Here is a 24888-nt window from a genome sequence, read left to right on the forward strand (position 1 = left end):
TTGATGCCAAAATCTCTTTTACTGTCGGGTTTGTTGTTCTTGTTTATACAGGTGGCAGCAATTGCACAGCAAGACAGCTCCAAGCCCACCAAAAAAGCGACAGGTAAGTCAAAAATTCAATACGGTCTTGCCAGCTTTTACTCCAATAAATTTAATGGGCGTAAAACCTCAAGCGGCGAAATTTTCAGTCAACAGAAGCTCACGGCTGCGCATAATACTCTTGCCCTGGGAACCTATGTACGGGTAACCAATTTGCGCAACGGTAAAACTGTTGTTGTCAAAATCAACGACCGCCTGCATCATCGCAATAAACGGGTTATTGATCTGTCAAGGGCTGCTGCTACCAAGCTTGGGTTTATTAAAAGCGGGCTTACACGGGTTAAAATTGAAGTGCTGGGTAAAAAGCCTGTTTCCCGTTAAGTTTTTAAGAAGACACACTTTTGTGAGTTAATTTATTTTATCGGTATGCTACCTACCGTTATTTTTGCTCAATCCAAAACAATTGATATTATGAAAAAATTGCTTTTATTGCTTTTTGTCATCGGCGGTTGTTCAGCTGCTTTTGCACAAAAAACGGATCTTAAGAAACAGCCTTCTATCGGGTTTCAGTTTACTCTTTTTGATTTTAAAACAGGTGTAGATATTCAAAACAGGGGGCTTGCTCCGGTTTTAAGAGACAAACAATACAGTAAAGTTAATAGGATGAGCCCTGGTGTAACGCTTAACTACATGCAAGGGATTACCAATCAAATTGATTTCATGGGCCGTTTAGGTACTTCTTTTTTTCCCTATCCTACCCGGAGCGTACAGCCTGGATCTGGAGATAATTTGTATTTGGAACTCGATGCAAATCTTAACGTGAAACTTTTGCCAGATAACTATGTTGTAGTTCCATATGTACAAGCCGGCATTGGTGCTGCAAAAGAAAGAACAAACTTTATGGCATACATGCCACTGGGTCTTGGCTTACAGTTTCGTTTTGCAGATTTTGCTTTTTTACAATTAAACACAGGTTATCGTATACCTGTAACTTCAAAAGGAAACTATGGCCTTGTTCATTCATTTGGTTTTAGTGTGCCATTGAAGGAGCGCCAGGTAGCTCCGCCTCCGCCACCTCCTGCCCCGGAACCACCAAAAGATAAAGATGGTGATGGCGTGTTAGATGTGGATGATGCTTGTCCTGATGTGGCTGGTGTAGCTGCTTTACGTGGTTGCCCCGATACTGATAAAGATGGTATTGCAGATAAAGATGATAAGTGCGTAGATGTTGCAGGTGTAGCCCGTTATAATGGTTGTCCTGTTCCTGATAGCGACAAAGACGGCATCAACGATGAAGAAGACAAATGTCCGCAGCAGGCAGGTGTAGCCCGCTACAATGGTTGCCCTGTTCCTGATAGCGATAAGGATGGTGTAAATGATGAGGAAGATAAATGTCCTTCTGTTGCAGGTATTGCTGCAAACGCAGGTTGCCCCGAAGTAAAAGAAGAAATTAAAACAAAGGTTGAATTTGCAGCCCGTAATATTTTCTTTACAACAGGTAACTATCAGTTAGCGAAGAAATCATATGCTCCGTTAAACGAAGTAGCGAAGATTTTGAAAGAAAACCCTACTCTTCAGTTAGATGTGGAAGGGCATACCGATAACACCGGTGACGCTGCTAAAAACCAAACATTGTCTGAAAACCGTGCTGCTGCCGTAAAAGCTTACCTGGTAGCACAAGGTATTGATAAAAGCCGTTTAACATCGGCAGGTTATGGTCAGGATCGTCCGGTTGCTGATAATAAAACAGCAGCAGGCAAAGCTCAAAACCGCCGTGTAGAACTGAAACTGAGAAGCTATTAATTGCAATAGAATCAATCGAAAAAATCTCCCGTACAACGGGAGATTTTTTTATGCCCTGCCGTTAACAAGTTTTATCTTCGCCCACTTACAAAACAAGCGCAACTACATATATGAGTACTACAAAAGAGATAGTGATGAGTGGCCTCCGGCCCACCGGTTATCTGCATTTGGGCAACTATTTCGGAGCAATGAGGAATTATGTAAAAATGCAGAACGAGTATGAGTGTTATTTCATGGTTGCTGATTGGCATTCACTCACCACGCATCCCGATACCAAAGAATTGAAGGAAAACGTACGACGTGTATTTGCTGAAAACATAGCATGTGGATTAGATCCGGAAAAAGTAGCGTTCTATTGTCAGAGTCATGTGTATGAAACGGCAGAATTGTATTTGTATTTAAACATGCTGGCCTATAAAGGTGAGCTGGAAAAAACCACAACGTTTAAAGATAAGGTTCGTCAGCACCCCGAAAACGTAAACGCTGGCTTGTTAACCTATCCTGTATTACAAGCCGCAGACATTATTCTGCATCGTGCAAAGTATGTACCTGTTGGTAAAGATCAGGAGCAACATTTGGAAATGGCCCGCAATTTCGCCAACCGTTTCAATCATCGTTATGGCGATGTGTTTCCCGAACCATTGGCTTTTAATTTCGGTGGTGAGTTGGTGAAAGTGCCAAGCCTTGATGGTACAGGCAAAATGAGTAAGAGCGAAAACCAGAATGCCACGATTTATCTGGCAGATGATGATGACCTCATCCGCAAAAAAATTATGAAGGCGAAAACAGATGCGGGGCCAACAGAACCCAACTCTGTAAAGCCGGATTACATTGAAAATATCTTTCAGCTCATGCGCCTGGTAAGTACGCCCGATACAGTACAGAAGTTTGAGGATGATTTCAACAATTGCGTTATCCGCTATGGCGATATGAAAAAGCAGTTAGGGGAGGATATGGCAAAGTTTGTGGCACCTATTCGTGAAAAAGCAGCTGCCATTCAGGCCGATGATGCGTACCTGAAGAACGTGATGTTGCAGGGTGCTGAAAAAGCCCGGATCAGTGCACACAAAACCATTGAATTGGTAAGGGATGCAATGGGATTGAATTATTACTAAAAAACCCAAATTCCGAAAACCAAAATCCAAAAAGATTATCTACATTGAACATTCTTGGATTTTGTTGATTGTTTTTTTGGCATTTAAAAAAGTTTATGGCGAAAAGTAAAAAACCAAAGCACGTGGCAATTGCCGGCAACATTGGAGCCGGTAAAACAACTTTAACGGAAATGCTGGCAAAGCATTACAAATGGATTCCGCAGTTTGAAGATGTGGACCATAATCCTTACCTCAACGATTTCTATGAGGATATGCCAAGGTGGAGTTTTAATCTGCAGATCTACTTTTTGAATAACCGTTTGAACCAGGTGCTGGAAATTCAGCGTGGTACAGAAACCGTGATTCAGGATCGTACCATTTTTGAAGATGCCAATATTTTTGCACCGAATCTGCACGACATGGGTTTAATGGGCAAACGTGATTTTGATAATTACTATTCGTTTTTCTCTACACTTAAAACAATGGTATCGCCACCCGACCTGTTAATTTATCTGAAAGCATCGGTACCAACACTGGTAGCTCAAATACAAAAGCGTGGTCGTGAATATGAAGAAAATATCCGTCTCGATTACTTGAAAAAGTTAAACGAGTATTACAACAAGTGGATTGATAATTACAAAGAAGGAGGGTTGCTGGTGATTGATGTAGACCATAATAAGTTTGCTGAAAATGAAGAGCATTTTGGCGAGATCATTAATAAAATTGATTCGCAGTTGTACGGCTTATTCTAACACAAAAAAATCAGTTGCACATTGCATAACATCGAACAGGAAAGTAAAAACAGCTTTTGTTTTTATGCCGGTTTATTTGGCGTACTGATGTCGGCTGTTTCTTTGTTTCAGATGTTTGCAGTAGGTTCTGAAAACTGGCTGGCTTTTGCAGTAATGTTTGTGGAACTGATCAGTATCACAGCCTTCTCTTTTTTAATGGCGAAAAGCCGCTTTACATTACCCCTGTTGTTCAGTAGCACTGTATTGGTGTTGTTGATGAACATCCTGTTTATTCTTACACTTTCCTTTTCGTTAATCATCGTTTTCCTGTTAATTTATTCCATCGTCATTCTTTCCATCTTTTGGGCAAATGGGTATACAACATACCTGAAGCAGCGGTATGCGTATAAAAAGAAAGAAGAACTTGAGTGGCAAAATAAATTCTCTTAATAAAAATAAACCCCGCCAGGAATAGCGGGGTTTGTTCTTAGCAAACAATCGATTACGACCACTTACACTTGCGGTGATGCAGCAAGAATATCTGCACTGCAGCCGGAAGCATATTTTTTAAAATTCGTTGTAAACTGCTCTGCCAATGCAATGGCTTTTGCATCGTAGGCAGCCTTATCGTTCCAGGTATTACGTGGGTTCAAAATTTCAGCAGGTATGCCTTCACAAGCTGTTGGTATAGCCAGGTTAAACACCGGCATCGTTTCATACGCAACATCATTCAGCTTGCCGTTTAATGCAGCTGTAATTAATGCACGTGTGTACGAAAGTTTAATACGGTTACCAACGCCATAACAACCGCCTGTCCAGCCGGTGTTAACCAGCCACACATGTACATTGTGCGCATTCATTTTTTTGCCCAACAGCTCTGCATATTTTGCAGGATGCAATGGTAAAAACGGAGCACCAAAACATGCACTGAAAGTAGACTTTGGTTCAGTAACACCTGCCTCCGTACCCGCTACTTTAGCAGTATAACCGCTGATGAACTGGTACATCGCCTGTTCTTTTGTAAGCCTGGCAATAGGAGGCAGTACACCTGTAGCATCGCAGGTAAGGAAGAAGATATTTTTGGGTAAACCACCAACGGCTGGTTCCAGTGCATTGCTGATGTAATGCAGCGGATAACTTACCCTTGTGTTTTCAGTAATGGAACTGTTGGTGAAATCAATTTCATTGCTTCCATCAAAGAAACCAACATTTTCTACCAATGCACCGGGCTTAATGGCATGGAAAATTTCTGGCTCTTTTTCTTCTGTAAGATCAATGCACTTTGCATAACATCCACCTTCGAAGTTGAAAACAGCATCATGATCCCATCCATGTTCATCATCGCCAATTAATTTACGTGCAGGATCAGCACTCAATGTTGTTTTACCGGTACCGCTTAATCCAAAGAAAACCGCTACATCGCCTGCTGCACCAACATTGGCACTGCAGTGCATACTCAGCACATTCTTTTGTTGCGGCAACAAATAATTCAATACGGTAAAAATGCCTTTCTTCATTTCGCCGGTATAACCCGTTCCTCCAATCAAAATCATTTTGTGCGTAAAACTCACAACGGCAAAATTGCTGTTGCGCACGCCATCGGTTTCCGGGTTGGCAAAAAAGGAAGGAGCCTGTATAATATGCCAATCGGGTTCAAAGCTTTCCAGTTCTTCATCGGTTGGGCGTAAAAACAAATTATAAGCAAACAGATTACTCCAGGCATTTTCGTTTACTACACGAATGTTCAAGCGATAATTTTTATCGGCACACACATACGAATCACGCACCCATATTTCCTCTTTCGTACCTAAATAATCCATCATCTTTTTGTAGAGGATATGGAAATATTTTTCGTCGATAGGGTTGTTGAAATCGTTCCAATGCACCGTGTCTTTTGTAAGGGCATCCTGTACAATGAATTTGTCTTTAGGGGAGCGACCTGTAAATTTTCCCGTATGAATACAAAGAGCCCCGGTGTTGTTTAATTGTCCCTGGCCTCTGTTTACGGTTTGCTCGGTCAGTTCATCAGCGCTAAGCTGGTAATGGATATTGCTGGATAATGTAAGCCCGAGCTTCAGCAATTTTTGCTCAGGTAAGAATACACTTGGTATCGACATAATCAATAGTTAACGTTATATGGCAGAGCCAAAATTAAAGGCTTCGAACCTCACAGAAAAATTCCGCAATCGATTCCGTGTTTATTATTTCTAACGATTAGGTGGTTTAGTTAGATAAAATCTAATTACTAAATTTTAAAGTGGAGGATATTAAAATATTTCTAACAGGGAATAGAGGATTTATAAATATTCGCCAAACGTGTGTTAGTTTTTAACTTCCTGTGTATTAATGACCATTAGAATTGGGCGGCCAAGGCCGATACCTTATTTTGCAGCCCTAATATTTGTTGTATGAAATTTCAACCCGTTAAACCTCAACTCTTCACAAAAAACCGTGAACGATTTATAAAAGCAATGCTGCCGAACTCAATTGCCATTTTTGTTAGTAACGACGAGTGGCCAATGAATGGTGATGCGTTGCATGCATACAAACAAAACAGTGATCTGTACTGGCTTACCGGTGTTATGCAGGAAGATAGTATGGTGATTTTATTTCCTGATAATCCGGATCCGAAATTCAGACAGGTGTTGGTGCTTGTTCGTCCGAATGAGTTAAAAGAAAAGTGGGATGGTAAACGCCTGCGTGCAAATGAAGCAAGAGAAATTTCGGGTATTCAAACCATTGTTTGGTTAGATAGTATTGAAGCTTTGCTACAAACATGGGTTCATCTTTCCGATCATATTTATTTAAGCAGCAACGAAAACGACCGTAAAGCTTCGGCTATCCGCAGCCGTGATTATCGTTTCATTGATGAAATGAAAGAGAAATATCCGCTGCACAGTTTTCAACGTGCTGCAAAAATTATGCGGGAGCTGCGTGCCATTAAAACAGCCGATGAAGTGGAGCTGATGAAAAAGGCGATGGATATAACCGATGTTACATTCCGTCGTTTGCTGAAGTTTATTAAGCCGGGTGTATTGGAGAACGAAATTGAAGCGGAAATCTACCATTCATTTTTATCGCAAGGTTCAACGGGGCCAGCATACGGCAGCATTATTGCCAGCGGCGACAGTGCAAGAACATTACACTATGTAAGCAATAACCAAGAGTGTAAAGATGGAGAGTTGGTATTAATGGATTTTGGTGCTGAGTACGGTGGCTACTGTGCCGATCTTACACGTACTGTGCCTGTAAGCGGTAAGTTTACCAAGCGCCAGAAAGAAGTGTACAATGCCTGTTTGCATTTGCATAAATATGCTGCCGGCATTTTAAAGCCGGGCATTACCATTGTTGATTATACCAACAAAGTAGGCGATGAGGCAACCAAACAATTCATCAAAATTGGGTTGATTTCAAAAGCTGATGTGAAGAATGAAGATGCAGAGAACAGAGCTTACCGTAAATATCTGTATCATGGTATTTCGCACCATCTTGGTATTGATGTACATGATTTGGGTACAAAAACCCAACCCATTAAAGCAGGTATGGTATTTACCATTGAACCGGGTATTTATATTGAAGAAGAGCAAATGGGTGTGCGTATTGAAAATAATTTCTGGATCACGAAGAATGGTAACAAAGATCTGATGAAGAATATTCCTATTACCGTTGAAGAAATAGAAGCATTGATGACGAAATAAATCGGACGATGGTTGACAGTCGACAGACGATAGCTGGTTCTGATTTTTTAAGTTCTTAAAGAATAGTATGGCGTTTAAGTTTGAAAATCTGAAAGTGTGGCAATTGTCATTGGAACTTACTGATGAAATTGATTTATTGGTGAAGGATTTTCCTGCATACGAATTGTATTCGTTATCAAGCCAGATGCGAAGAGCGGGTAATTCGGTGTCACTTAACATCGTTGAAGGTTCAACAGGCTTATCAAATGCAGAGTTCAAACGGTTTCTTTCGATTGCAAACAGATCGGCTTTAGAAGTAGTTGGATGTTTGTATTTAGCAAAACGTAGAGGTTATGTAAAAGATGAACTGTTTTCAAAATTGTATAGCCAGATAGAAAGCTTAGTAAAAATGATTCAGGCCCTTATTAATTCATTGAATGATTAATTTAAAACGTTCGGCTGTGGTCCGTAAACAGTCGACTGTAGACTAAACATGAAACAAATTCCCAATCTCTTTACATTACTCAACCTCGTTTGTGGTTGTATCGCCATCATACTTATTCTGCAGCCGGGAGAGTCGATCATTGCAACAGAAGCTGGTAGCTTTCAAATAAATATGCCAGAGAAATTGGCCTATGCTTCCTTCTTCATTTTTGCAGCAGGCATCATCGATTTTCTCGATGGCTTTCTTGCACGACTGATGAAGGCCTCTTCCGAAATGGGCAAGCAGCTCGATTCGTTGAGCGATGCGGTAACCTTTGGTGTGGCTCCTGCCATGATTATGTACCAGCTTTTGCGCATGAGTTATTTAAAGGAAGAGTCGGCTTTAGATACTTCTATCTGGATGCTGTTACCTGCGTTGCTCATAGCCTGCTGTGCTGTTTGGCGGTTGGCCAAATTTAATATCGACGAGCGCCAGAGCATTTCTTTCCGGGGGGTGCCAACGCCGATAACCGGTTTTGCAGTGGCAGCATTGCCGCTGGTCATATGGTATAACAGCTGGAACCTTACAGATGTTATCCTTAACCGCTGGGTATTGTACAGTTTTACAGTTTTGATCAGCTACCTGATGGTAAGCGATTTACCCATCATGAGCCTGAAGTTTAAAGATTACAGCTTCAAAAACAATCAGCCGAAAGTAATTCTGTTGGTTCTGGCTGTTGTGCTGGCAATTGTTTTTCAATGGGCGGCTATTCCACTCATTTATTTAACCTACGTTGTTTTATCTTTGCTGCTTCGTAAACAAATCTCATAATTTAATTATACTACAATGACGTACACAGTTCAGGTAAAAGTAATGCCGCTGAAAGATTTATTAGATCCTCAAGGGAAAGCCGTTATGGGCGGATTGAGCAATTTAGGCTTACAAGGTGTGGCAGATGTACGCATTGGTAAAAACATCAGCATGCAGATTGATGCTGCTACTGCAGATGAAGCAAAAGCCATTGCTGAAGAAGCGGCTAAAAAACTCCTTGCCAATCCGGTAATGGAGCAATACGAAATTTCTGTGAACTAAACACGATACAAGAGGTAAGAAGCAGCAAGTAGAACCTGAACACTTCGTACCTCGTACTTCTTACCTCATACTTGTTTCATGTTGATTCTTGTTCCAACTCCCATCGGTAACCTCAAGGATATTACACTTCGTGCATTGGAAGTATTGCAGGAGGTGGATGTTATTCTTGCAGAAGATACACGTACCAGTTCGGTTTTACTGAATCACTACAATATACAAAAGCCACTTTCGCCTTACCACCAGCACAACGAACATAAAATTGTGCAACACCTCATCGATCAGTTAAAGGAAGGGAAGAAGATTGCTTTAATAACCGATGCCGGAACGCCGGGCATCAGCGATCCCGCTTTTTTATTAGTACGTGCGTGTGTACAAAACGAAATACCGGTAGAGACCTTACCGGGTGCAACAGCATTTGTTCCTGCGCTGGTTAACAGCGGCCTGCCCACCAACCGTTTTGTATTTGAAGGATTTCTTCCGCAAAAGAAAGGACGCATGACGGCCCTGAAACAATTAGCCGAAGAAGAACGCACGATGATTTTTTACGAATCGCCTTATCGTCTTGTAAAAACATTAGCCGACCTGATGCAGTATTTTGGCGAAGAGCGTTTGTGTTCAGTAAGTCGTGAACTCACCAAAAAGTTCGAAGAAAACAAACGTGGTACATTAAAAGAAGTACACGATTATTTCGCAGCAAAAACGGTGAAAGGCGAAATTGTTATGGTTGTTGCCGGCAAAGAATAGCCGTCTTTATTTTCTCTCACTACATTCAACGTACTCTTAACAATTTGCGGCAAAATAGCTGCGTAACTTGCAGCATAAAATGTTGAATTATGAAATTGATTTTTTCATTGCTGCTTTCCTTTATGCTGATCAATTTTACTGTTGACGCACAGCAATTATTTTCTGTTCCTGATATTGTAAAGCAAACCTTCGACAAGCAATATCCCGATGCACAGGATTTGAAATGGACAAACGGGTTGGATAATCATTCTGTACGGTTTACGTTAGGCGATCGAAAACTGAAAGCAAACTATGCACCTAAGGGTGATTGGGTGAGTACAGAAGAACAGGTAAAAATGGAAGCTTTGCCCGAAGTTGTACAGGAAGGCTTTAATAAAAGCAAGTATAAGGACTGGCCGGTGAAAGATGTAGTTGCTGTTACAAAGCCAAGAGAAAATGCCAACGAGTATTTTATCATCGTACAAAAATCAGCACTCAATAAAAAGAAATTAGTGTTTGATGTTAAGGGCAGGTTATATGAAGAGTTGCTAAGCCTATAAACAAAATAGCCTATTCTCCTCCGCTCATCATTTAAGCTTTTCCAAACAGGATTTTTCAGGATATTTACGGCTCAAATTTTTTGAGCATGAAGAAAACTGTTTGGACGCTGGCCGCTTTCCTGGCCATGTTTACAACCTTTGCACAAACCAACCGTTGGCAGCAGCGTGTAAAGTATGTAATGGATATTGACATGGATGTAACCACGAACCGTTACACCGGAAAGCAAAAACTTGAGTACACCAATAACTCCCCCGACACCTTAGATAAAGTGTTTTATCATTTGTACTGGAATGCATTTCAGCCAAACAGTATGATGGATACACGCAGCCGTGAGCTTGGAAAAAAGATGGTAAGCAACCGACCCGATTGGGATGGTCGTGTACGAGATCGTATTCTTAATCTGAAAGAAAATGAAATCGGTTACCAGAAAGTAAAAGTGCTTAAAATGAACGGTGTAGTGCAACAAACCATTGAGCATGAAACTATACTGGAAGTTAAACTAAGTAAACCTATTTTACCAAAGCAAAAGGTGGTACTCGAAATGGAGTGGGAGGCGCAGGTGCCTTTACAGGTACGTCGGAGCGGAAGAGATGCAGCCAATGGTGTGAAATTTTCCATGAGTCAATGGTATCCGAAATTATGCGAATACGATAACGACGGCTGGAATCCCAATCCTTATGTGGCACGTGAGTTTTATGGGGTGTGGGGCGATTTTGATGTAAACATCAGCATCGATAAAAATTTCCTTATTGGCGGTACAGGCTATTTAACCAATGCTAATCAGATAGGGTATGGTTATGAAGCTCCGGGTGTTAAAGTAGTTCGTCCGGTAGGTGAAAAACTTACCTGGAAGTTTACAGCACCAAACGTGCATGATTTTGTGTGGGCTGCAGATGCAGAATACAAGCATATAGCCCGTCAGGTAAGTGGTGGCCGCACTATTCATGTATTGTATAATTACAAACCGAACGATGCCAAAAATGATGAGGCCTGGGAAAAAGTGGCAGATGCTGCTGTAACTGTAATGCCGTTTATCGAAAAGAATTTTGGTGCTTATCCTTACAAACAATACTCATTTATACAAGGTGGCGATGGTGGTATGGAATACCCGATGGCTACTTTGCTTGCAGGTCCGGGCGTTGGTACAGTGTTTCACGAGTGGATGCATACTTGGTACCAGATGCTGATGGGTACCAATGAAAGTTTATATGCATGGATGGACGAAGGTTTTACTGATTATGCTACCGGCCTGGTTGCAGATTATTATTTTACTGAAATGCCAAAGAAGAATGGTACTACACACAACGATACTAAGTTGCCAAAGTATCATTACGATAATTACAACGCCTACTTTGCCTTGGTAAAAAGTGGATTGGAAGAACCAATGACTACGCATGCCGATCATTTCAATACCAACTTTGCCTATTCCATTGCATCGTATTCGAAAGGTGCGATATTCCTCAATCAGTTGGGCTATGTGGTGGGCGATTCTGTACGTAATAAAATTCTGCTGGAGTATTACAAGCAATGGCGTTTTAAACATCCGAATGTAAACGACTTTATGCGTGTGGCAGAAAAAGTAAGTGGTTTGCAACTCGACTGGTATAAAGAATATTGGGTGAATAGTACCAAAACAATCGACTATAAAATTGACAGTTTGTGGGAAGAAGGCGGTAAAACAAAAATCAGTATTAAACGCATTAAAGAGATTCCCATGCCGATTGATCTGGTGCTTACGTTTAAAGACGGTACACAGCAACTGCATTACATACCTGCTTACTTAATGTTTGGTGCAAAGCCGGCAGAAGACAATACGCCACGTATTGTTCATGATGCTTGGAAATGGACTCACCCAACTTATGTAATTGAATTTGATAAACCATTACGTGATTTGAAGGTTGTTGAAATTGATCCTACACAACGGATGGCTGATGTAGATCGTAAAAACAATAAGCTTGAATTAAATTGGTAAGTTAACTACGGCATTAAAATAGGCGGCTGTTCGTTTACGGGCAGCCGCTTTTTATTGATGGTAAGTAAGAGATGAACTGAAAAACTCTGGGTCTAGGGTTTGTTTACTATGGTCTGCTTACAAAAAAGGTGCTTAAAAAAGCACCCTGTTTATTTACTCTTGATGTTAGGATTAACGACCATAAAACTTGTTAACGGCTTCAACACGGTTATTTACATGCAGCTTTTCGTAAATGTGGTACACGTGTTTGCGTACGGTTTCGGGGCTTATATCGAGTTCGTTACCGATTTCTTTATAAATTAAACCTTGCGCCAGTTTTTCCAGCACGGCTTTTTCCTTCTTTGTCAAAACCGATGTTTCTTCATTATCTCCGCCAGGTACAACTGCTTCAACTACGGGCATGTCTTTAAATGCATTCACTACTTTCAAAGCAATCTGGCTGCTCATAGGCGCACCGCCATCTACCAGTTCGCCGATTGCATCCAATAATTTCGAAGGGGAAGATTTTTTAAGAATATAACCGCTTGCACCTGCACGCAGTGCATCGAAGATCTTTTCATCTTCTTCGTATACGGTACACATCATGTACAAAATTTCCGGATGCTGGGGTTTCAGTTCTTTTACAAGATCAATGCCGTTGGTAGAACCCAGGCCAATATCCATCAACACCACATCAGGTTGAATGATTGGTATTTTAATCAAAGCTTCTTCGCCGGAGGAAAAGGAGGCCGCTAGTACGCAGTTGTCGCTTAATTCAATAATTTGCTCCAAAGCCTGACGGATGTCTGTAACATCTTCTACAATACACACAGCAATTTTATTCATAGTGCAAAGTTGTTGATTTAGAACAAAAGAGGAAATACCACAAAGTGGTAGTATTTGCGGTAAACAAGTGCCGTTTGCTAGGTGAAAACTACTGCTTTTAGCTCAACGTTTTACAGCAAGCACGTATTTCTCTTTAAAAAAATCTTCTGTAAAAAGCTGCTCAATTTCCCAAATAAGTGGGTGCAAACCACTTTCATGTATTTCCTGCGTAAGATCGCCACCTTTCAAGCAAATCAGTCCACCATACATTGGTTCATCAAATGCGGTAGCTGCTTTGCCTTGGCCTTTGGCTTTTAAAATGGGTACACTCCATTTCCACAGATCTTTTAATGGCGCTACAGCCCTGCTTACCACGAAATCGAATTTGCGGTCTTTTATTTCTTCGGTACGGGTATGTTGGGTAGTGACGTTTTTTAAACCTACAGCAGCTGCTACTTCCCGTACCACGTTTAATTTTTTATTGATGCTGTCGGTTAAATGAAACTGTACTTCCGGGAAAAAGATGGCCAACGGAATACCCGGGAATCCACCTCCTGTTCCGAGATCGCAGATTTGTGTACCGGGCTGAAAATTAAAAACAGCGGCGATGCTTAACGAATGCAGTACATGTTTTTCGTAAAGGCTGTCGATGTCTTTGCGGGAAATGACATTGATCTTTTCGTTCCACTCGGTATAAACAGCTTTTAACTGTTGTAATTGCTGCAACTGTGCTTCTGAAAAGTCGGCGAAATATTTCGTTACTATTTCCAATTGTTACCCGGTTTTTTAAATAAAGTATTTGCAAAGAAAAGATAATAAAACCATTGCCAGATATCGAGCAAGGGGTATAGCCAGATAAGATCTTTTTCATTCAGCTTTTGCATACTGCGGCTGTACACAATACCTTGTACAATTAACCGGAACGCAAATACGCTTAATGCAATCCACCAGCAATAAAAGATGGCAGCAACAACCAGTAAAGGATAAAATAAAAAATGTGCAGCTGCATACAAACCAAGCCAGAATTTATGTTTGCTTTTGTAATGTTTGCTGGTGCTGTAGTGTCTTGTTTTCTGGCTGCGCCACTGACTCCAGCTTGTTTTGGGTTCAGAAAACGTAAACGCCTCTTCATCTATAACAATAGCAGTATTTGTTTTTGTAGCTACTTTATTAATGAACAGATCATCATCACCACCCGGCAATTGATTGTGCGATGAAAAACCTTTGTTACGAAAGAACAGTTCTTTACGGTAAGCAAGATTACGGCCAACGCCCATGTAAGGCATACCTGCTAATGCGTACGAGAAATATTGCAGTGCCGATAAAAATGTTTCGAAGCGGATGAGTTTGTTGAGCAGTCCGGGTTTTTTATAGTAAGCCCCATAGCCCAATGCAATTTCTTTACCATTGCTGAATGCATCCTGCATCAGTTCAATCCACTTGTTACTGGCAGGTTTACAATCGGCATCTGTTAAGAGTAAGAGCTCGTATTTCGATTCTTTAATACCCATCGACAGTGGAAATTTTTTACCCTGTATTAAACGGGCTTCCTGTTTCAACTCTATAGGTCGCAGGTTGCGGAAAGGTTTCGATAAATATTCCAGTACATACTTACTGTCGTCGAACGAATTGTCATTCACCGCAACTACTTCAAACGTGCTTTTATAATCCTGTTGCAGCACATCGGGCAGGTTATCGGCGAGGTTCTGCGCCTCATCACGGGCACAAACAATTACCGATACCGCATGCTGCATGGAACTTTCACGCTTTGGTTTTTTATAAAACGCAAAACGACTGAAGAAGAACAGGTAATAAAAAACCTGTACAGCGGTTATCAAACAAAATACAATGAAGACGATTTCGGGCCAGTGCACACTCATAAGCAGCTGCGAAAATAGCATAAAAGTAGATAGCGGTTGTTGGATAGCTGTGGGCGTTGAAATAATGAATGCAGGAGGATATGGTTTCATAGCTGCAAATGCATTGGCTCATTTTGTTTTTCTAATCTTTATATAGCCTGTGTAAGAATAAGAGACAGAATTTTCCTATTTATTTTAAATATTTATTGTTTTTCAATAAATTTATATTGATATTTGTCGAGTCAATAAAAACACAGCTTATGGAAATCAGAATTACAACCAGCCACATTTTAAAAGTATTGGAAATACTTTCCTGGATCATTTTTATCGGTTTATGTATCGAGGCGGGGGCGCTCCTATTTAACACAGTGTACGCCATGTACAAACCTATCGTAGCAGAACATTTCTGGAACGGAGCGGATCTTTCACAACTGTATAGTTATGATAAGGGGCACTTTGTGGCACAGATGAGTTTAGTAGTTACGGTAGCTGTAATGAAGGCGATGATCTTTTACCTGCTTGTAAAAATGTTTTACGACAAAAAGTTCAGCCTCGACAAACCATTTAATGCAGCCGTTACACGTGTGGTGTTGAATATTGCTTATCTCTGTTTAGGAGCAGGTTTTTTTTCGATGTGGAGTATACGACAAATGAAATGGTTCAGTAAAAAGGGAATAGCCATGCCTCAGGAACACTTACTGAATATTGATGGTGCTGATGTATGGTTGTTTATGGCTGTGGTGCTGATTGTAATTGCACAGGTGTTTAAAAAAGGAATTGAAATTCAAAACGAAAACGATTTAACCGTATAGCCTATGCCCATTGTTGTAAACTTAGATGTAATGATGGCGAAGCGGAAAATGTCGCTGAATGAGCTATCGGAAAAAGTCGGATTAACGCTTTCCAATCTCTCTATATTAAAAACGGGAAAAGCAAAAGCCATCCGCTTCAGTACGCTGGAAGCAATCTGTAAAGTACTCGATTGCCAGCCTGCAGATATATTGGAATATGTGGAGTCCTAAGTCGTGAATATGGAATAGCAGTGCAGTTGCAGTCTGTTGTCCGTTGTCTGTCGTCTGTACTATCTTTGCGCTCTTATGGCCGCATTACAGTTTCAGTTACAACATACCGATCCGCAATCGAAAGCAAGAGCAGGAGAGATTACTACTGATCACGGAACAATTCAAACACCCATTTTTATGCCGGTGGGTACAGTGGGCAGTGTAAAATCGCTTACGGTTGAGCAGTTGAAGAGCGAAGTAAAAGCAGAGATTATTTTAGGTAATACGTATCATCTGTATTTACGTCCGGGTACAGAAGTACTGGAAGCAGCAGGCGGTTTGCATAAATTCAACGGATGGGATCGCCCTATTTTAACAGACAGCGGCGGCTACCAGGTTTTCTCATTAGCCGGTAATCGAAAAATCAAGGAAGAAGGTGTAGTGTTTCAAAGCCATATTGATGGCAGCAAGCATTTGTTTACACCCGAAAGCGTAATGGATATTCAGCGTAGCATTGGAGCAGATATTGTGATGGCCTTTGATGAATGTCCGCCTTACCCGAGCGATTATACCTATGCCAAAAAATCGATGGAGTTAACACACCGCTGGCTTGAGCGTTGCATCAAGCATTTTCATAACACTCCCGATAAGTACGGCTATACACAAAACCTGTTTCCGATTGTGCAGGGTAGTACGTATAAAGATCTGCGTACAGCATCTTCGCAATTTGTTGCCAATACTAATTTAACCGGTTGTGCCATTGGTGGTTTAAGTGTTGGCGAGCCCGAAGAAATGATGTACGAGTTTACCGAGTTATGTTGTGATGAATTGCCAATCCAAAAACCACGTTACCTCATGGGCGTTGGTACACCGTGGAATATTTTAGAGTGTATTGCATTGGGTGTAGATATGTTCGATTGTGTAATGCCAACACGCAACGGACGTAATGCCATGTTATTTACAAGCAAAGGTGTTATCAATATCGATAATAAAAAATGGGAGAAAGATTTTTCTCCATTGGATGATGGTATCGATTGTCATATCAGCAACTACTACAGTAAAGCATATCTGCGACACCTCATCAAAGCAAAAGAAATTACCGGGCTTACATTAGCAAGTGTGCACAACCTCGCATTTTATTTATGGTTGGTAAAAGAAGCACGTAAGCATGTTCTCGCAGGCGACTTTGTAAGCTGGAAGAATGAATTGGTGCCTGTGTTGAAAACAAGGTTGTAAAAAGTATAATTGTGCGAACTGTAAGTGCAGAAAATTTAATTTTAAATTTTCTGCAGTATTAACAACGCAAAGGTTATACTTTTAGGTACGATTACCTGCGGTTATGACGGAAACCGAACAAATACAAGAACTGTTTAGTGAAATTGCATTGCAGAACAGCCAGCAGGCTTACCGCAGGTTGTTTATCCGTTTACACAAACCTTTACTTCGTTTTGCCTACGGCATTTTAAAATCGAACGATGATGCAGAGGAAGTCGTATCGGATGTATTTATCAATCTCTGGCAAAAAAGGCAGGAGTTAACTGCCATCGAATCGCCTTTGTTATACATCTATACAGCAGTAAAAAACAGGGCATTGAATGTACTGGCCAAACAAAAACGGCAGGAAGCCGCCGATGCAAGCCAATGGCTGGTACCGCTGAACAGTGTATCGTTTAATCCTGAGCAATTAATGATTTCGCAGGAAACGATCTTACGCATTCGCAAAGCTGTCGATGAACTGCCTGCCCGTTGCCGGCTTATTTTCCTGTTAATTAAAGAAGACGGTTTGCGGTACCGGGAAGTTGCTGAGCTACTCAACATTTCTGTAAAAACAGTAGAAGCGCAAATGGCCATTGCCATGCGACGTATGGCCCAATGCATGCACCTGCAGCTGCCTGTAAAAGAAAGCGCAAATTTTTTTAAAAAATAATTTCACCGACTTTAGGGGTAAACGAATAGTTGTGTTGTCTTACTTAGTAAGAAACGACATCTATTTTCATGAGCCAGGAACAGTATTGGATTTTACTTTCAAAAAAGATTGCAGGCGAAGCCAGCCCGGAAGAGCTGACGGAGCTGGAGCAGTTAATGCAACAACACCCCGAATGGCAGTATGCTGCACAAAATCTTGCTGATATCTGGGCATCGGAAAAAGATACAAACACAGCTGACGAGGAAGACGCTTATCTCCTGCATGTACAACGCATGAAGGAGCAGGGAGTAGGTTTTGAGGATAATGTGCTTTACGCTTACCCGCAAGCAGAGCAACCCCGAACTTCTCATTTTGCGGCCTATCGAAAAATTTACATCAGCATAGCCGTTGCTGCCTCTATTTTAACTGCTGTGTTTGTATTTTCTTCTCAACTGAAATCCGGCAGTAAAGTCGTTGCCGTTAAAGAACCCAACGAAATAACAACCAACAACGGGTCCCGCACCAAAGTGCAATTGCCCGACGGTTCTGTGGTATGGTTAAATGCAGGCAGTAAAATTAAATACGATGAAAACTTTGGTACCCAAACCCGTGATGTGATATTGAGTGGCGAAGCTTTTTTTGATGTGGTGAAGAACAAAGAAAAGCCTTTTGTTATTCACACGCCCACGATTGATATTAAGGTAGTAGGTACTGCCTTTAATGTAAAAGCCTATCCCAAAGATCCCACTACAGAAACAAGTTTAATTCGTGGGTTGATTGAAGTAACGATCAAGAACCGATCGAACGACAAGATTATTCTTACACCCAACGAAAAACTGATTGTTGAAAATAATCCTGCCGGTAACAGGGAAAATGCATCAACCGGAAAACCCGAACCGGTAATTTCTATCAACCCCATTAAACCTAACCGTAACGACAGTACTATTAACGAAATACAGTGGGTACAAAACAGGTTGGTGTTTGATGATGAACCGTTACAGGAAATTGCACGGAAGATGGAACGTTGGTACAATGTAACAATCAACATTCAAACAGAAGAGCTGCTGGATAAACGTATTTCGGGCTCGTTCGTAAACGAAAATATCGACCAGGCACTGGAAGCCCTGAGTATAACGGGGCGTTTCCGGTATAAACGCACTAACAACACGATTACCATAAACCCATAACGATTACTGCACAATGCTTTGCCACAACACATCCTGATAACAATTAAAAAAGCGGAGCTCTGCTGCAACAGAACCCCGCCGGTAGTAAAAGATTGAAACTGTCTCCCGGGCGGAAGACATCGTTATTCACCTTTCAAATGGAAATTATGAAAAAAAAAGGAGCAGGGTCTGTTTTTAAAACAGATCAGCTATCAAAAAAGCTGTTATTGATTATGAAACTAACGACACTATTGTTAACGGTTTTTTGTCTGCATGTATCGGCTCATACGTATTCGCAGGAAAAAATAAGCCTGAAAATGAAAACGGTTGAGTTGAAAAAAGTACTGCAGGCAATTGAAAAGTCAAGCGATTACCGGTTCCTGTTTGATGAAGTATTGGTAAAAGGAAAACCGAAAGTATCGGTGGAAGTTGAGAATGCCGATATTAACCAGGTGTTATCATTGGTACTCAGCAATACCGGTTTAGGTTACCAGATACTTAATACAAATCTTGTAGTGTTAAAAGAAACAGGTTCGCAACAGGAACTGAAAGAAGTAACGGTATCAGGTAAAGTTACGGCTTCAACAGGCGAACCGCTGGCAGGGGTATCGGTCACATTAAACAACAGTACAATTGGTACTACCACCAATGCCGATGGTACTTACAGTTTAACAGTACCCGATGATGCTGTACTTATATTTTCTTCGGTAGGTTATACAACTACAGAAGAAAAAGTGAGTGGCCGTCCGGTTATTAATATTGTTTTACAGCCTGCCACACAAACCATGAACGAAGTAGTGGTGGTGGGTTATGGTACACAACGCAAGCGTGATTTAACCGGATCGGTTTCTTCTATTAAAGGCGATGAAGTTTCCAAAATGCCTGCAACCAATCCTATTGCTTCCTTACAGGGAAAAGTGCCCGGTTTAACTATCTCGAACACAGGTAGAGCTGGTGCTGCACCGGTGGTACGTATTCGTGGTATCAACAGTACCAACAGTGCAAGTCCGGTATATGTGGTAGATGGTATTTTACACGATAACATCGATTTTCTCAATCCAGCTGATATTGAAACAATCGACATCCTGCGTGATCCATCGTCTATTGCAATTTATGGTTTGCGTGGTGCTAATGGTGTAATTGCTATTACATCGAAAAAAGCAGCACGTGGACAAACACGCATCAACCTGCAAAGCTCGGTAGGTATACAAACGGTACAACATAAAATTGCCTTAACCGATGCAGCAGGGTTTAGAAAATTATATACTGCACAACTGGCGAATCTTAATGCAGCTCCATTCGATTATACCAACTATACTGCTAATACCAATTGGCAGGACCTGGTGTTACAGGATGCTGTTATTACAACACATAACCTCAGCGTATCAAACAACTCAGAAAAAACAACCACTTACCTCAACATTGGTTATACCAACCAGGAAGGTGTGTTAAAGTACGATCAGTTTGAGCGGTATCTTGTTCGTTTAAATGAAGAGATCCGCATTTCAAAGAATATTAAAGTAGGTGGCGATATCAGCGGTTATCATTACAAAAACAATCCGCCGGCTGCATCCATTACCAATGCCTTGTGGGCTGCGCCAATTGTACCTGTACAGGCAGATGCCAATACATATTACAGTATGCCATCGTTCCAGCGTGCGCAGGTTGGTAACCCCATTGCTGCACTTAACAGGAATAACCGCAGTTCTATTGAAAATGGATTTCGTGTAATTGGTAGTTTGTTTGCCGAAGTAAAGTTTTTGAAAAGCTTTACCTGGAAGTCAGTTGTGTACACCGATCTGAGTTTCTTTACAGGGCGCAGCTTTAACCGCTTGCCTTATCGTTTTATAAATCTTGGAGAAGGTACAGCGGCAACTACAACTACGGTTGATAACTCCATCCGTACATCGGTATCGCAAGAGCAAAGCGAATCACGCCGTTACCAGCAGGATCATACATTGAGCTACGATAAGCGTATCGGCAACGGGCATACGATTAATGCAGTAGCTGGTGTAACGACCATCTATAACCGCAGTTCATTTGTAAATGGTTTCCGCAGAGATACATCGGTTAACGTTCCTGATAATCCTGATTTCTGGTACCTCGGTGTTATTAATGTAAACAACCCCATTTCCAATGGTGGTGGCGGCGGCGAAAGTGCAATTGCCGGTGGTTTTGCAAGAGTAAGTTATACGTACAAAGGCAAGTACCTGTTAAATGCAACCATCCGTAGAGATGGCAGCTCGAAGTTTGCTCCTGAAAACCGTTGGGGTACGTTTGGTAGTGTAGGTGCCGGTTGGGTTGTAAGTGATGAAGACTTTTTCAAAAATGTAAAAGGAATCGACTTTTTGAAAATACGTGGTGCCTGGGGTTTAACCGGTAATGCCAATGGCTTTGCTGATGATTTGTGGCGCCCCGGTATTCAAAATGCATCTACTGCAATTTTTGGCGATAATATTTACACGTCTATCCAGGCAGCTTACATTCCCGATCCGAAACTGCGTTGGGAAACGGTACGTGGTTTAGATGTAGGGTTTGATATACGTGCATTGGATAACAGGCTCAATACAGAGTTTACATTCTACGATCGTACAACAACAGATATTCTTACCGGTGTAACGTTACCAAACGAAACACGCAGCTACTTCACCAATCTTGGTAAGATCACCAACAGGGGTGTTGAATTAACTGCAGGATGGAACGATCGTATTGGTAAGGATCTTACTTACGGCGTATCGGCCAACGTCAGTTACAATATGAACGTGGTTAACTCTATCGGTAATAATTTCAACTTTACGATTACCGGTAATGGTGGTGTAAACCGCACCAACACGGGTCAGTCGATTGGTTATTTCTATGGTTATACACAAACAGGTATTTATCAATCAACAGCCGATCTGGCAAAGCAACCTGCTTTTGTAACATCATTACCCGGCGATATTGCTTATCTCGATCGCAATGGTGATGGGGTATTGAATGATAATGATCGTGGATATATCGGAACTCCATTTCCTCCATACAGCTATGGTGGTTCATTAAGTCTTGGTTACAAAGGCCTCGATTTTCAAATAGAAATGCAGGGTGCAGCAGGGCATAGCATTTACACCCAACGCCGCACTTCTACGTTTGCTACATTGAATTTTGAAGCCAACCGTTTAAATGCATGGACAGCTCCGGGCACATCGAACATTGAACCGATTATGGATAACACAAGAGGCAACAACTTCCTCATGAGCACGTATTACCTTGAACCAGGCGATTATCTCCGTATCCGTTTGTTACAGATCGGGTACACATTTAATGAATCTGCATTAAGCAAGGTTGGTATTAAAAAAGCGAGAGTATTCCTGAGTGGTCAAAACGTTGCTACATGGAGCCGTGTTACAGGTTACTCACCTGAACCATTGATCGGAAGTATTCTTGGCGGCGGTGCCGATAACGGTGCATATCCTGTACCATCCGTTTATTCACTCGGCATTAATGTAACTTTTTAAACGACTTTAAAACATTCGAAATATGAAATCATTCATGCCTTTAACAAGAAAAATACAGGTAGCTCTGTTTGCTGCAGTTGTTGTACTTGCAGCAACCGGTTGTAAAGGATTTCTCGATACAAACCGGCAGGGAGCTTATACCGAAGATAATTATCCTTATCCCGGAGGTTCCGGTCCATACGATCAGTTTATTTTTGGTGCATATAACGAGCTGCGTAGTTTTAACCTGCACAGCCAATCGTTCATAACTGCTACCAGCATCCGCAGTGATGATGCCGATAAAGGAAGTACACCAACTGATGGTGGTACCAATGCCATTACCATGGATAATTTTCCGGTAGCAGCAAGCAATGGTTTTTGTAATACACTCTGGTTGGGTAATTACACACTCATTACACGTTGCAACAGTACCATTAAAGAAATCAATACCAATACAAGCATTATTGCAAGCAACGAAGTAAAACAGCAAACACTTGGTGAAGCCCGTTTCCTTCGTGCTTATGCGTATTTTAATCTTGTACGTTTCTTTGGTCGTGTGCCATTGATTGATACATTGTTCAGCGATCCTGCTGCACAAAATAACGTGGCACAAAGTACAGCAGCGCAGATCTATGCGTTTATTGAAAACGATCTCACATTCGCAGCATCGGTATTGCCACTCAGCTGGGACAGTCGCTTTGTAGGCCGTGCCACCAAAGGAGCAGCAAATGGTTTACTGGCGAAAGTATATCTCACCCAACAGAAATGGGCTTCTGCAATGGCTGCAGCCAACAGTGTTATGATATCGGGTCAGTACGATCTCTCAACGCCGTATGATCGCATTTTTAGAGAAGAAGGAGAGAACAGCAAAGAATCGGTATTTGAAGTACAGGCAACAGCAACTGCTGCCATTCCTTCTAATAACGGTGTACAATATGCGCAGATACAGGGTATACGTGGAGCAGGCATCTGGGATCTTGGCTGGGGCTGGAACACACCAAGCGATCAGCTGGTAGCGGCATACGAGCCCAACGATCCACGTAAGGCAAGAACGATTTTGTTTACAAGCACATCTACCACGCCGGGCTTAACTATCTATGGTGAAACAACACCTGTTGGTTTACCTAATCCCCGCTACAACAATAAAGTGTACAGCAATCCATCGTTACGTACATCTATCGGTAACCGTTTCGGTTACTGGATGAACGTTCGGTTGTTGCGTTATGCCGATGTTGTATTGATGTATGCAGAAGCAGCAAATGAAGTGGGCGGTGCTGCTAATACCACTGCTGCATTGGCAGCATTAAATTCTGTAAGGGCAAGAGCAAGACAAGGTGCTCCTGCAGGTACATTGCCCGATGTAACAACAACCGATCAGGCATTGTTGCGTGAAGCTATCCGTAAAGAACGCCGTGTTGAACTGGCAATGGAGCACGATCGTTTCTTTGATCTTGTACGTTGGGGTATTGCGCAAGATGTGTTGCAGGCTGCAGGTAAAACCAATTTCAGTAACAGTCGTGATGTATTGTTGCCAATTCCGCAAACACAAATCGATTTAAGTGCGGGTAAGCTTACACAGAATCCCGGTTATTAATTTGATTGATTCTTAAAAACTGAAACAATGAAACTATTTCAAATAAAACAAACAGTTGCAGGCGCATTGCTACTAACGGTAACAGCATTGTCGTGCAAACCCGATGGTAATCCGAATAATCTGCCATCGGTAAACCCGGCCGATTATGCCGGTAAGATCGATGGCTTCAACAGTTCGGATGAAATTTTTCCCGATAACTTGATTGCATACTGGAGCTTTGATGATACGAAAAATGAATTGAAAAGCGGTACCGCCCCTGGTTCTTCTGCAGGCGACAGTTATGTAACCGATGCTGTGCGTGGTAAATCGCTAAGTCTTACTGCAGGATATTTATATTTCCCTACGCAGTTCCAGAAATTTAAAACAGATACAATTAAAAGCTGGAGTATCAGTACCTGGATCAAGATCCGTAATAACGGAAGCAAACGTACCATGCTGTTTCAGCTGGCACGTCCGGGAGTTTTCACCGGTAACATCAACTTTGCATTAAACACGCAAAGCTATAATGCAGCAAACGATTCTGTTCTGCGTATTCAACCCACATTTGCAACCGTAAGTGGCGGTACGCAGGATAACGTCAACAGTGGTGCGGGACAGGATAAAGTAAGCCTCAACAGCTGGGTACACGTCATTCTTACATACGAATACACAACAGGTGTATTCAATATCTGGATGAATGGTGTAAAAGTGGGCAACTTTCCCAATCGTGGTACAGGTAATAACTCATTTAAATCGTATGAGCCAAGTGAAGTCATTATTGGTTCAAACTACAATGGTATTCCCGGTAAATCGGTTAGCAGCGATGTTACATTTGCACCAATGACAGGGCAAGTGGATGAGTTGCGAATCTTCAACCGTACTTTACCCGATGCATTTATTAAGGCATTGTATAATTTAGGTAAAGCCAATAAGTAATTTATTTCTTAGGCGTACACAGTTGCATGCGTTGCTGTGTACGCTTTTTTATTT

24 protein-coding genes are annotated in these 24888 nt (G+C 41.6%); 20 read left to right on the top strand and 4 right to left on the bottom strand.

Annotated elements, in window-relative coordinates; genetic code table 11:
* Positions 1-3 precede the first annotated feature (3 nt).
* From IQ13_RS09800 to IQ13_RS09820, 5 genes are all read left to right on the top strand, one after another.
* Complete coding sequence (locus IQ13_RS09800) at positions 4-420, top strand: septal ring lytic transglycosylase RlpA family protein (protein ID WP_144886159.1); 417 nt, start codon at positions 4-6, stop codon at positions 418-420.
* Between the two features lie 90 nt (positions 421-510).
* A complete protein-coding gene (locus IQ13_RS09805; RefSeq protein ID WP_158637363.1) occupies positions 511-1842 on the top strand; it encodes an OmpA family protein in 1332 nt (443 codons plus the stop codon).
* A 110-nt stretch (positions 1843-1952) separates the two neighbouring features.
* Positions 1953-2957 (top strand): tryptophan--tRNA ligase, encoded by a 1005-nt coding sequence (gene trpS, locus IQ13_RS09810; RefSeq protein ID WP_144886161.1) that lies wholly within the window; start codon positions 1953-1955, stop codon positions 2955-2957.
* Between the two features lie 95 nt (positions 2958-3052).
* Entirely contained in the window at positions 3053-3688 is a 636-nt protein-coding gene (locus tag IQ13_RS09815; RefSeq protein ID WP_144886162.1) for a deoxynucleoside kinase, read from the top strand.
* Between the two features lie 21 nt (positions 3689-3709).
* Entirely contained in the window at positions 3710-4117 is a 408-nt protein-coding gene (locus IQ13_RS09820; RefSeq protein ID WP_144886163.1) for a hypothetical protein, read from the top strand.
* Positions 4118-4179: 62 nt separating this feature from the next.
* On the opposite strand, the gene pckA is transcribed toward IQ13_RS09820, so the two are convergent.
* On the bottom strand, positions 4180-5784 hold the full coding sequence (gene pckA / locus IQ13_RS09825; RefSeq protein ID WP_144886164.1) for a phosphoenolpyruvate carboxykinase (ATP): 1605 nt from the start codon (positions 5782-5784) through the stop codon (positions 4180-4182).
* Positions 5785-6075: 291 nt separating this feature from the next.
* On the opposite strand from pckA, the gene IQ13_RS09830 reads away from it, so the two are divergent.
* From IQ13_RS09830 to IQ13_RS09860, 7 genes are all read left to right on the top strand, one after another.
* On the top strand, positions 6076-7365 hold the full coding sequence (locus IQ13_RS09830; protein WP_144886165.1) for an aminopeptidase P family protein: 1290 nt from the start codon (positions 6076-6078) through the stop codon (positions 7363-7365).
* Between the two features lie 67 nt (positions 7366-7432).
* Positions 7433-7789 carry a four helix bundle protein gene (locus tag IQ13_RS09835; protein WP_144886166.1) on the top strand — a complete coding sequence of 119 codons (357 nt, stop codon included), beginning with the start codon at positions 7433-7435 and terminating at the stop codon, positions 7787-7789.
* Between the two features lie 48 nt (positions 7790-7837).
* Complete coding sequence (locus tag IQ13_RS09840; RefSeq protein WP_144886167.1) at positions 7838-8599, top strand: CDP-alcohol phosphatidyltransferase family protein; 762 nt, start codon at positions 7838-7840, stop codon at positions 8597-8599.
* A 15-nt stretch (positions 8600-8614) separates the two neighbouring features.
* On the top strand, positions 8615-8860 hold the full coding sequence (purS, locus tag IQ13_RS09845) for a phosphoribosylformylglycinamidine synthase subunit PurS (protein ID WP_144886168.1): 246 nt from the start codon (positions 8615-8617) through the stop codon (positions 8858-8860).
* Positions 8861-8938: 78 nt separating this feature from the next.
* The gene (gene rsmI, locus IQ13_RS09850; protein ID WP_144886169.1) at positions 8939-9604 is read left to right on the top strand and encodes a 16S rRNA (cytidine(1402)-2'-O)-methyltransferase; all 666 of its coding nucleotides are present in this window, start codon (positions 8939-8941) and stop codon (positions 9602-9604) included.
* Positions 9605-9693: 89 nt separating this feature from the next.
* Entirely contained in the window at positions 9694-10143 is a 450-nt protein-coding gene (locus IQ13_RS09855) for a PepSY-like domain-containing protein (RefSeq protein ID WP_144886170.1), read from the top strand.
* 86 nt (positions 10144-10229) lie between these two features.
* On the top strand, positions 10230-12116 hold the full coding sequence (locus tag IQ13_RS09860; protein ID WP_144886171.1) for a M1 family metallopeptidase: 1887 nt from the start codon (positions 10230-10232) through the stop codon (positions 12114-12116).
* A 171-nt stretch (positions 12117-12287) separates the two neighbouring features.
* Here IQ13_RS09860 and IQ13_RS09865 read toward each other — a convergent pair whose 3' ends face one another.
* From IQ13_RS09865 to IQ13_RS09875, 3 genes are all read right to left on the bottom strand, one after another.
* The gene (locus IQ13_RS09865) at positions 12288-12941 is read right to left on the bottom strand and encodes a response regulator transcription factor (protein ID WP_144886172.1); all 654 of its coding nucleotides are present in this window, start codon (positions 12939-12941) and stop codon (positions 12288-12290) included.
* 102 nt (positions 12942-13043) lie between these two features.
* A complete protein-coding gene (gene rsmG, locus IQ13_RS09870; protein ID WP_144886173.1) occupies positions 13044-13691 on the bottom strand; it encodes a 16S rRNA (guanine(527)-N(7))-methyltransferase RsmG in 648 nt (215 codons plus the stop codon).
* The gene (locus tag IQ13_RS09875) at positions 13682-14890 is read right to left on the bottom strand and encodes a glycosyltransferase (RefSeq protein WP_242009523.1); all 1209 of its coding nucleotides are present in this window, start codon (positions 14888-14890) and stop codon (positions 13682-13684) included. Before IQ13_RS09875 ends, rsmG begins: the two co-directional genes overlap by 10 nt.
* 149 nt (positions 14891-15039) lie before the next feature.
* On the opposite strand from IQ13_RS09875, the gene IQ13_RS09880 reads away from it, so the two are divergent.
* The 8 genes from IQ13_RS09880 to IQ13_RS09915 all read left to right on the top strand — a co-directional run bounded on the left by IQ13_RS09880 (position 15040) and on the right by IQ13_RS09915 (position 24834).
* Positions 15040-15591, top strand: a complete 552-nt coding sequence (locus tag IQ13_RS09880; RefSeq protein ID WP_199758221.1) for a DUF2975 domain-containing protein — start codon at positions 15040-15042, stop codon at positions 15589-15591.
* A gap of 3 nt (positions 15592-15594) precedes the next feature.
* Positions 15595-15801: a helix-turn-helix domain-containing protein gene (locus tag IQ13_RS09885; protein WP_144886174.1), complete on the top strand. Its 207-nt coding sequence runs from the start codon at positions 15595-15597 to the stop codon at positions 15799-15801.
* A 75-nt stretch (positions 15802-15876) separates the two neighbouring features.
* Positions 15877-17016, top strand: coding sequence for a tRNA guanosine(34) transglycosylase Tgt (gene tgt, locus IQ13_RS09890; protein WP_144886175.1), 1140 nt, complete (start codon positions 15877-15879; stop codon positions 17014-17016).
* 103 nt (positions 17017-17119) lie between these two features.
* Positions 17120-17707 (top strand): RNA polymerase sigma-70 factor, encoded by a 588-nt coding sequence (locus IQ13_RS09895; RefSeq protein ID WP_144886176.1) that lies wholly within the window; start codon positions 17120-17122, stop codon positions 17705-17707.
* Positions 17708-17775: 68 nt separating this feature from the next.
* The gene (locus IQ13_RS09900; protein WP_144886177.1) at positions 17776-18873 is read left to right on the top strand and encodes a FecR family protein; all 1098 of its coding nucleotides are present in this window, start codon (positions 17776-17778) and stop codon (positions 18871-18873) included.
* Between the two features lie 212 nt (positions 18874-19085).
* Positions 19086-22346: a TonB-dependent receptor gene (locus IQ13_RS09905; RefSeq protein ID WP_144886178.1), complete on the top strand. Its 3261-nt coding sequence runs from the start codon at positions 19086-19088 to the stop codon at positions 22344-22346.
* Between the two features lie 22 nt (positions 22347-22368).
* Positions 22369-23919, top strand: coding sequence for a RagB/SusD family nutrient uptake outer membrane protein (locus IQ13_RS09910; RefSeq protein WP_144886179.1), 1551 nt, complete (start codon positions 22369-22371; stop codon positions 23917-23919).
* 27 nt (positions 23920-23946) lie between these two features.
* Positions 23947-24834 (top strand): LamG-like jellyroll fold domain-containing protein, encoded by an 888-nt coding sequence (locus IQ13_RS09915; RefSeq protein ID WP_144886180.1) that lies wholly within the window; start codon positions 23947-23949, stop codon positions 24832-24834.
* The last annotated feature ends 54 nt before the right edge of the window (positions 24835-24888 follow it).

It is taken from the genome of Lacibacter cauensis, from assembly GCF_007830055.1.
Lineage (GTDB): Bacteria > Bacteroidota > Bacteroidia > Chitinophagales > Chitinophagaceae > Lacibacter > Lacibacter cauensis.

Coding starts and splice junctions, on each gene's coding strand:
- IQ13_RS09860 (WP_144886171.1), top strand. CDS start 10,230: ATGAAGAAAACTGTTTGGACGCTGGCCGCTTTCCTGGCCATGTTTACA.
- rsmI (WP_144886169.1), top strand. CDS start 8,939: ATGTTGATTCTTGTTCCAACTCCCATCGGTAACCTCAAGGATATTACA.
- IQ13_RS09840 (WP_144886167.1), top strand. CDS start 7,838: ATGAAACAAATTCCCAATCTCTTTACATTACTCAACCTCGTTTGTGGT.
- IQ13_RS09805 (WP_158637363.1), top strand. CDS start 511: ATGAAAAAATTGCTTTTATTGCTTTTTGTCATCGGCGGTTGTTCAGCT.
- IQ13_RS09910 (WP_144886179.1), top strand. CDS start 22,369: ATGAAATCATTCATGCCTTTAACAAGAAAAATACAGGTAGCTCTGTTT.
- IQ13_RS09800 (WP_144886159.1), top strand. CDS start 4: ATGCCAAAATCTCTTTTACTGTCGGGTTTGTTGTTCTTGTTTATACAG.
- IQ13_RS09880 (WP_199758221.1), top strand. CDS start 15,040: ATGGAAATCAGAATTACAACCAGCCACATTTTAAAAGTATTGGAAATA.
- IQ13_RS09905 (WP_144886178.1), top strand. CDS start 19,086: ATGAAACTAACGACACTATTGTTAACGGTTTTTTGTCTGCATGTATCG.
- purS (WP_144886168.1), top strand. CDS start 8,615: ATGACGTACACAGTTCAGGTAAAAGTAATGCCGCTGAAAGATTTATTA.
- tgt (WP_144886175.1), top strand. CDS start 15,877: ATGGCCGCATTACAGTTTCAGTTACAACATACCGATCCGCAATCGAAA.
- IQ13_RS09835 (WP_144886166.1), top strand. CDS start 7,433: ATGGCGTTTAAGTTTGAAAATCTGAAAGTGTGGCAATTGTCATTGGAA.
- IQ13_RS09915 (WP_144886180.1), top strand. CDS start 23,947: ATGAAACTATTTCAAATAAAACAAACAGTTGCAGGCGCATTGCTACTA.
- trpS (WP_144886161.1), top strand. CDS start 1,953: ATGAGTACTACAAAAGAGATAGTGATGAGTGGCCTCCGGCCCACCGGT.
- IQ13_RS09875 (WP_242009523.1), bottom strand. CDS start 14,890: ATGAAACCATATCCTCCTGCATTCATTATTTCAACGCCCACAGCTATC.
- IQ13_RS09900 (WP_144886177.1), top strand. CDS start 17,776: ATGAGCCAGGAACAGTATTGGATTTTACTTTCAAAAAAGATTGCAGGC.
- IQ13_RS09855 (WP_144886170.1), top strand. CDS start 9,694: ATGAAATTGATTTTTTCATTGCTGCTTTCCTTTATGCTGATCAATTTT.
- pckA (WP_144886164.1), bottom strand. CDS start 5,784: ATGTCGATACCAAGTGTATTCTTACCTGAGCAAAAATTGCTGAAGCTC.
- IQ13_RS09885 (WP_144886174.1), top strand. CDS start 15,595: ATGCCCATTGTTGTAAACTTAGATGTAATGATGGCGAAGCGGAAAATG.
- IQ13_RS09895 (WP_144886176.1), top strand. CDS start 17,120: ATGACGGAAACCGAACAAATACAAGAACTGTTTAGTGAAATTGCATTG.
- IQ13_RS09815 (WP_144886162.1), top strand. CDS start 3,053: ATGGCGAAAAGTAAAAAACCAAAGCACGTGGCAATTGCCGGCAACATT.
- IQ13_RS09865 (WP_144886172.1), bottom strand. CDS start 12,941: ATGAATAAAATTGCTGTGTGTATTGTAGAAGATGTTACAGACATCCGT.
- IQ13_RS09830 (WP_144886165.1), top strand. CDS start 6,076: ATGAAATTTCAACCCGTTAAACCTCAACTCTTCACAAAAAACCGTGAA.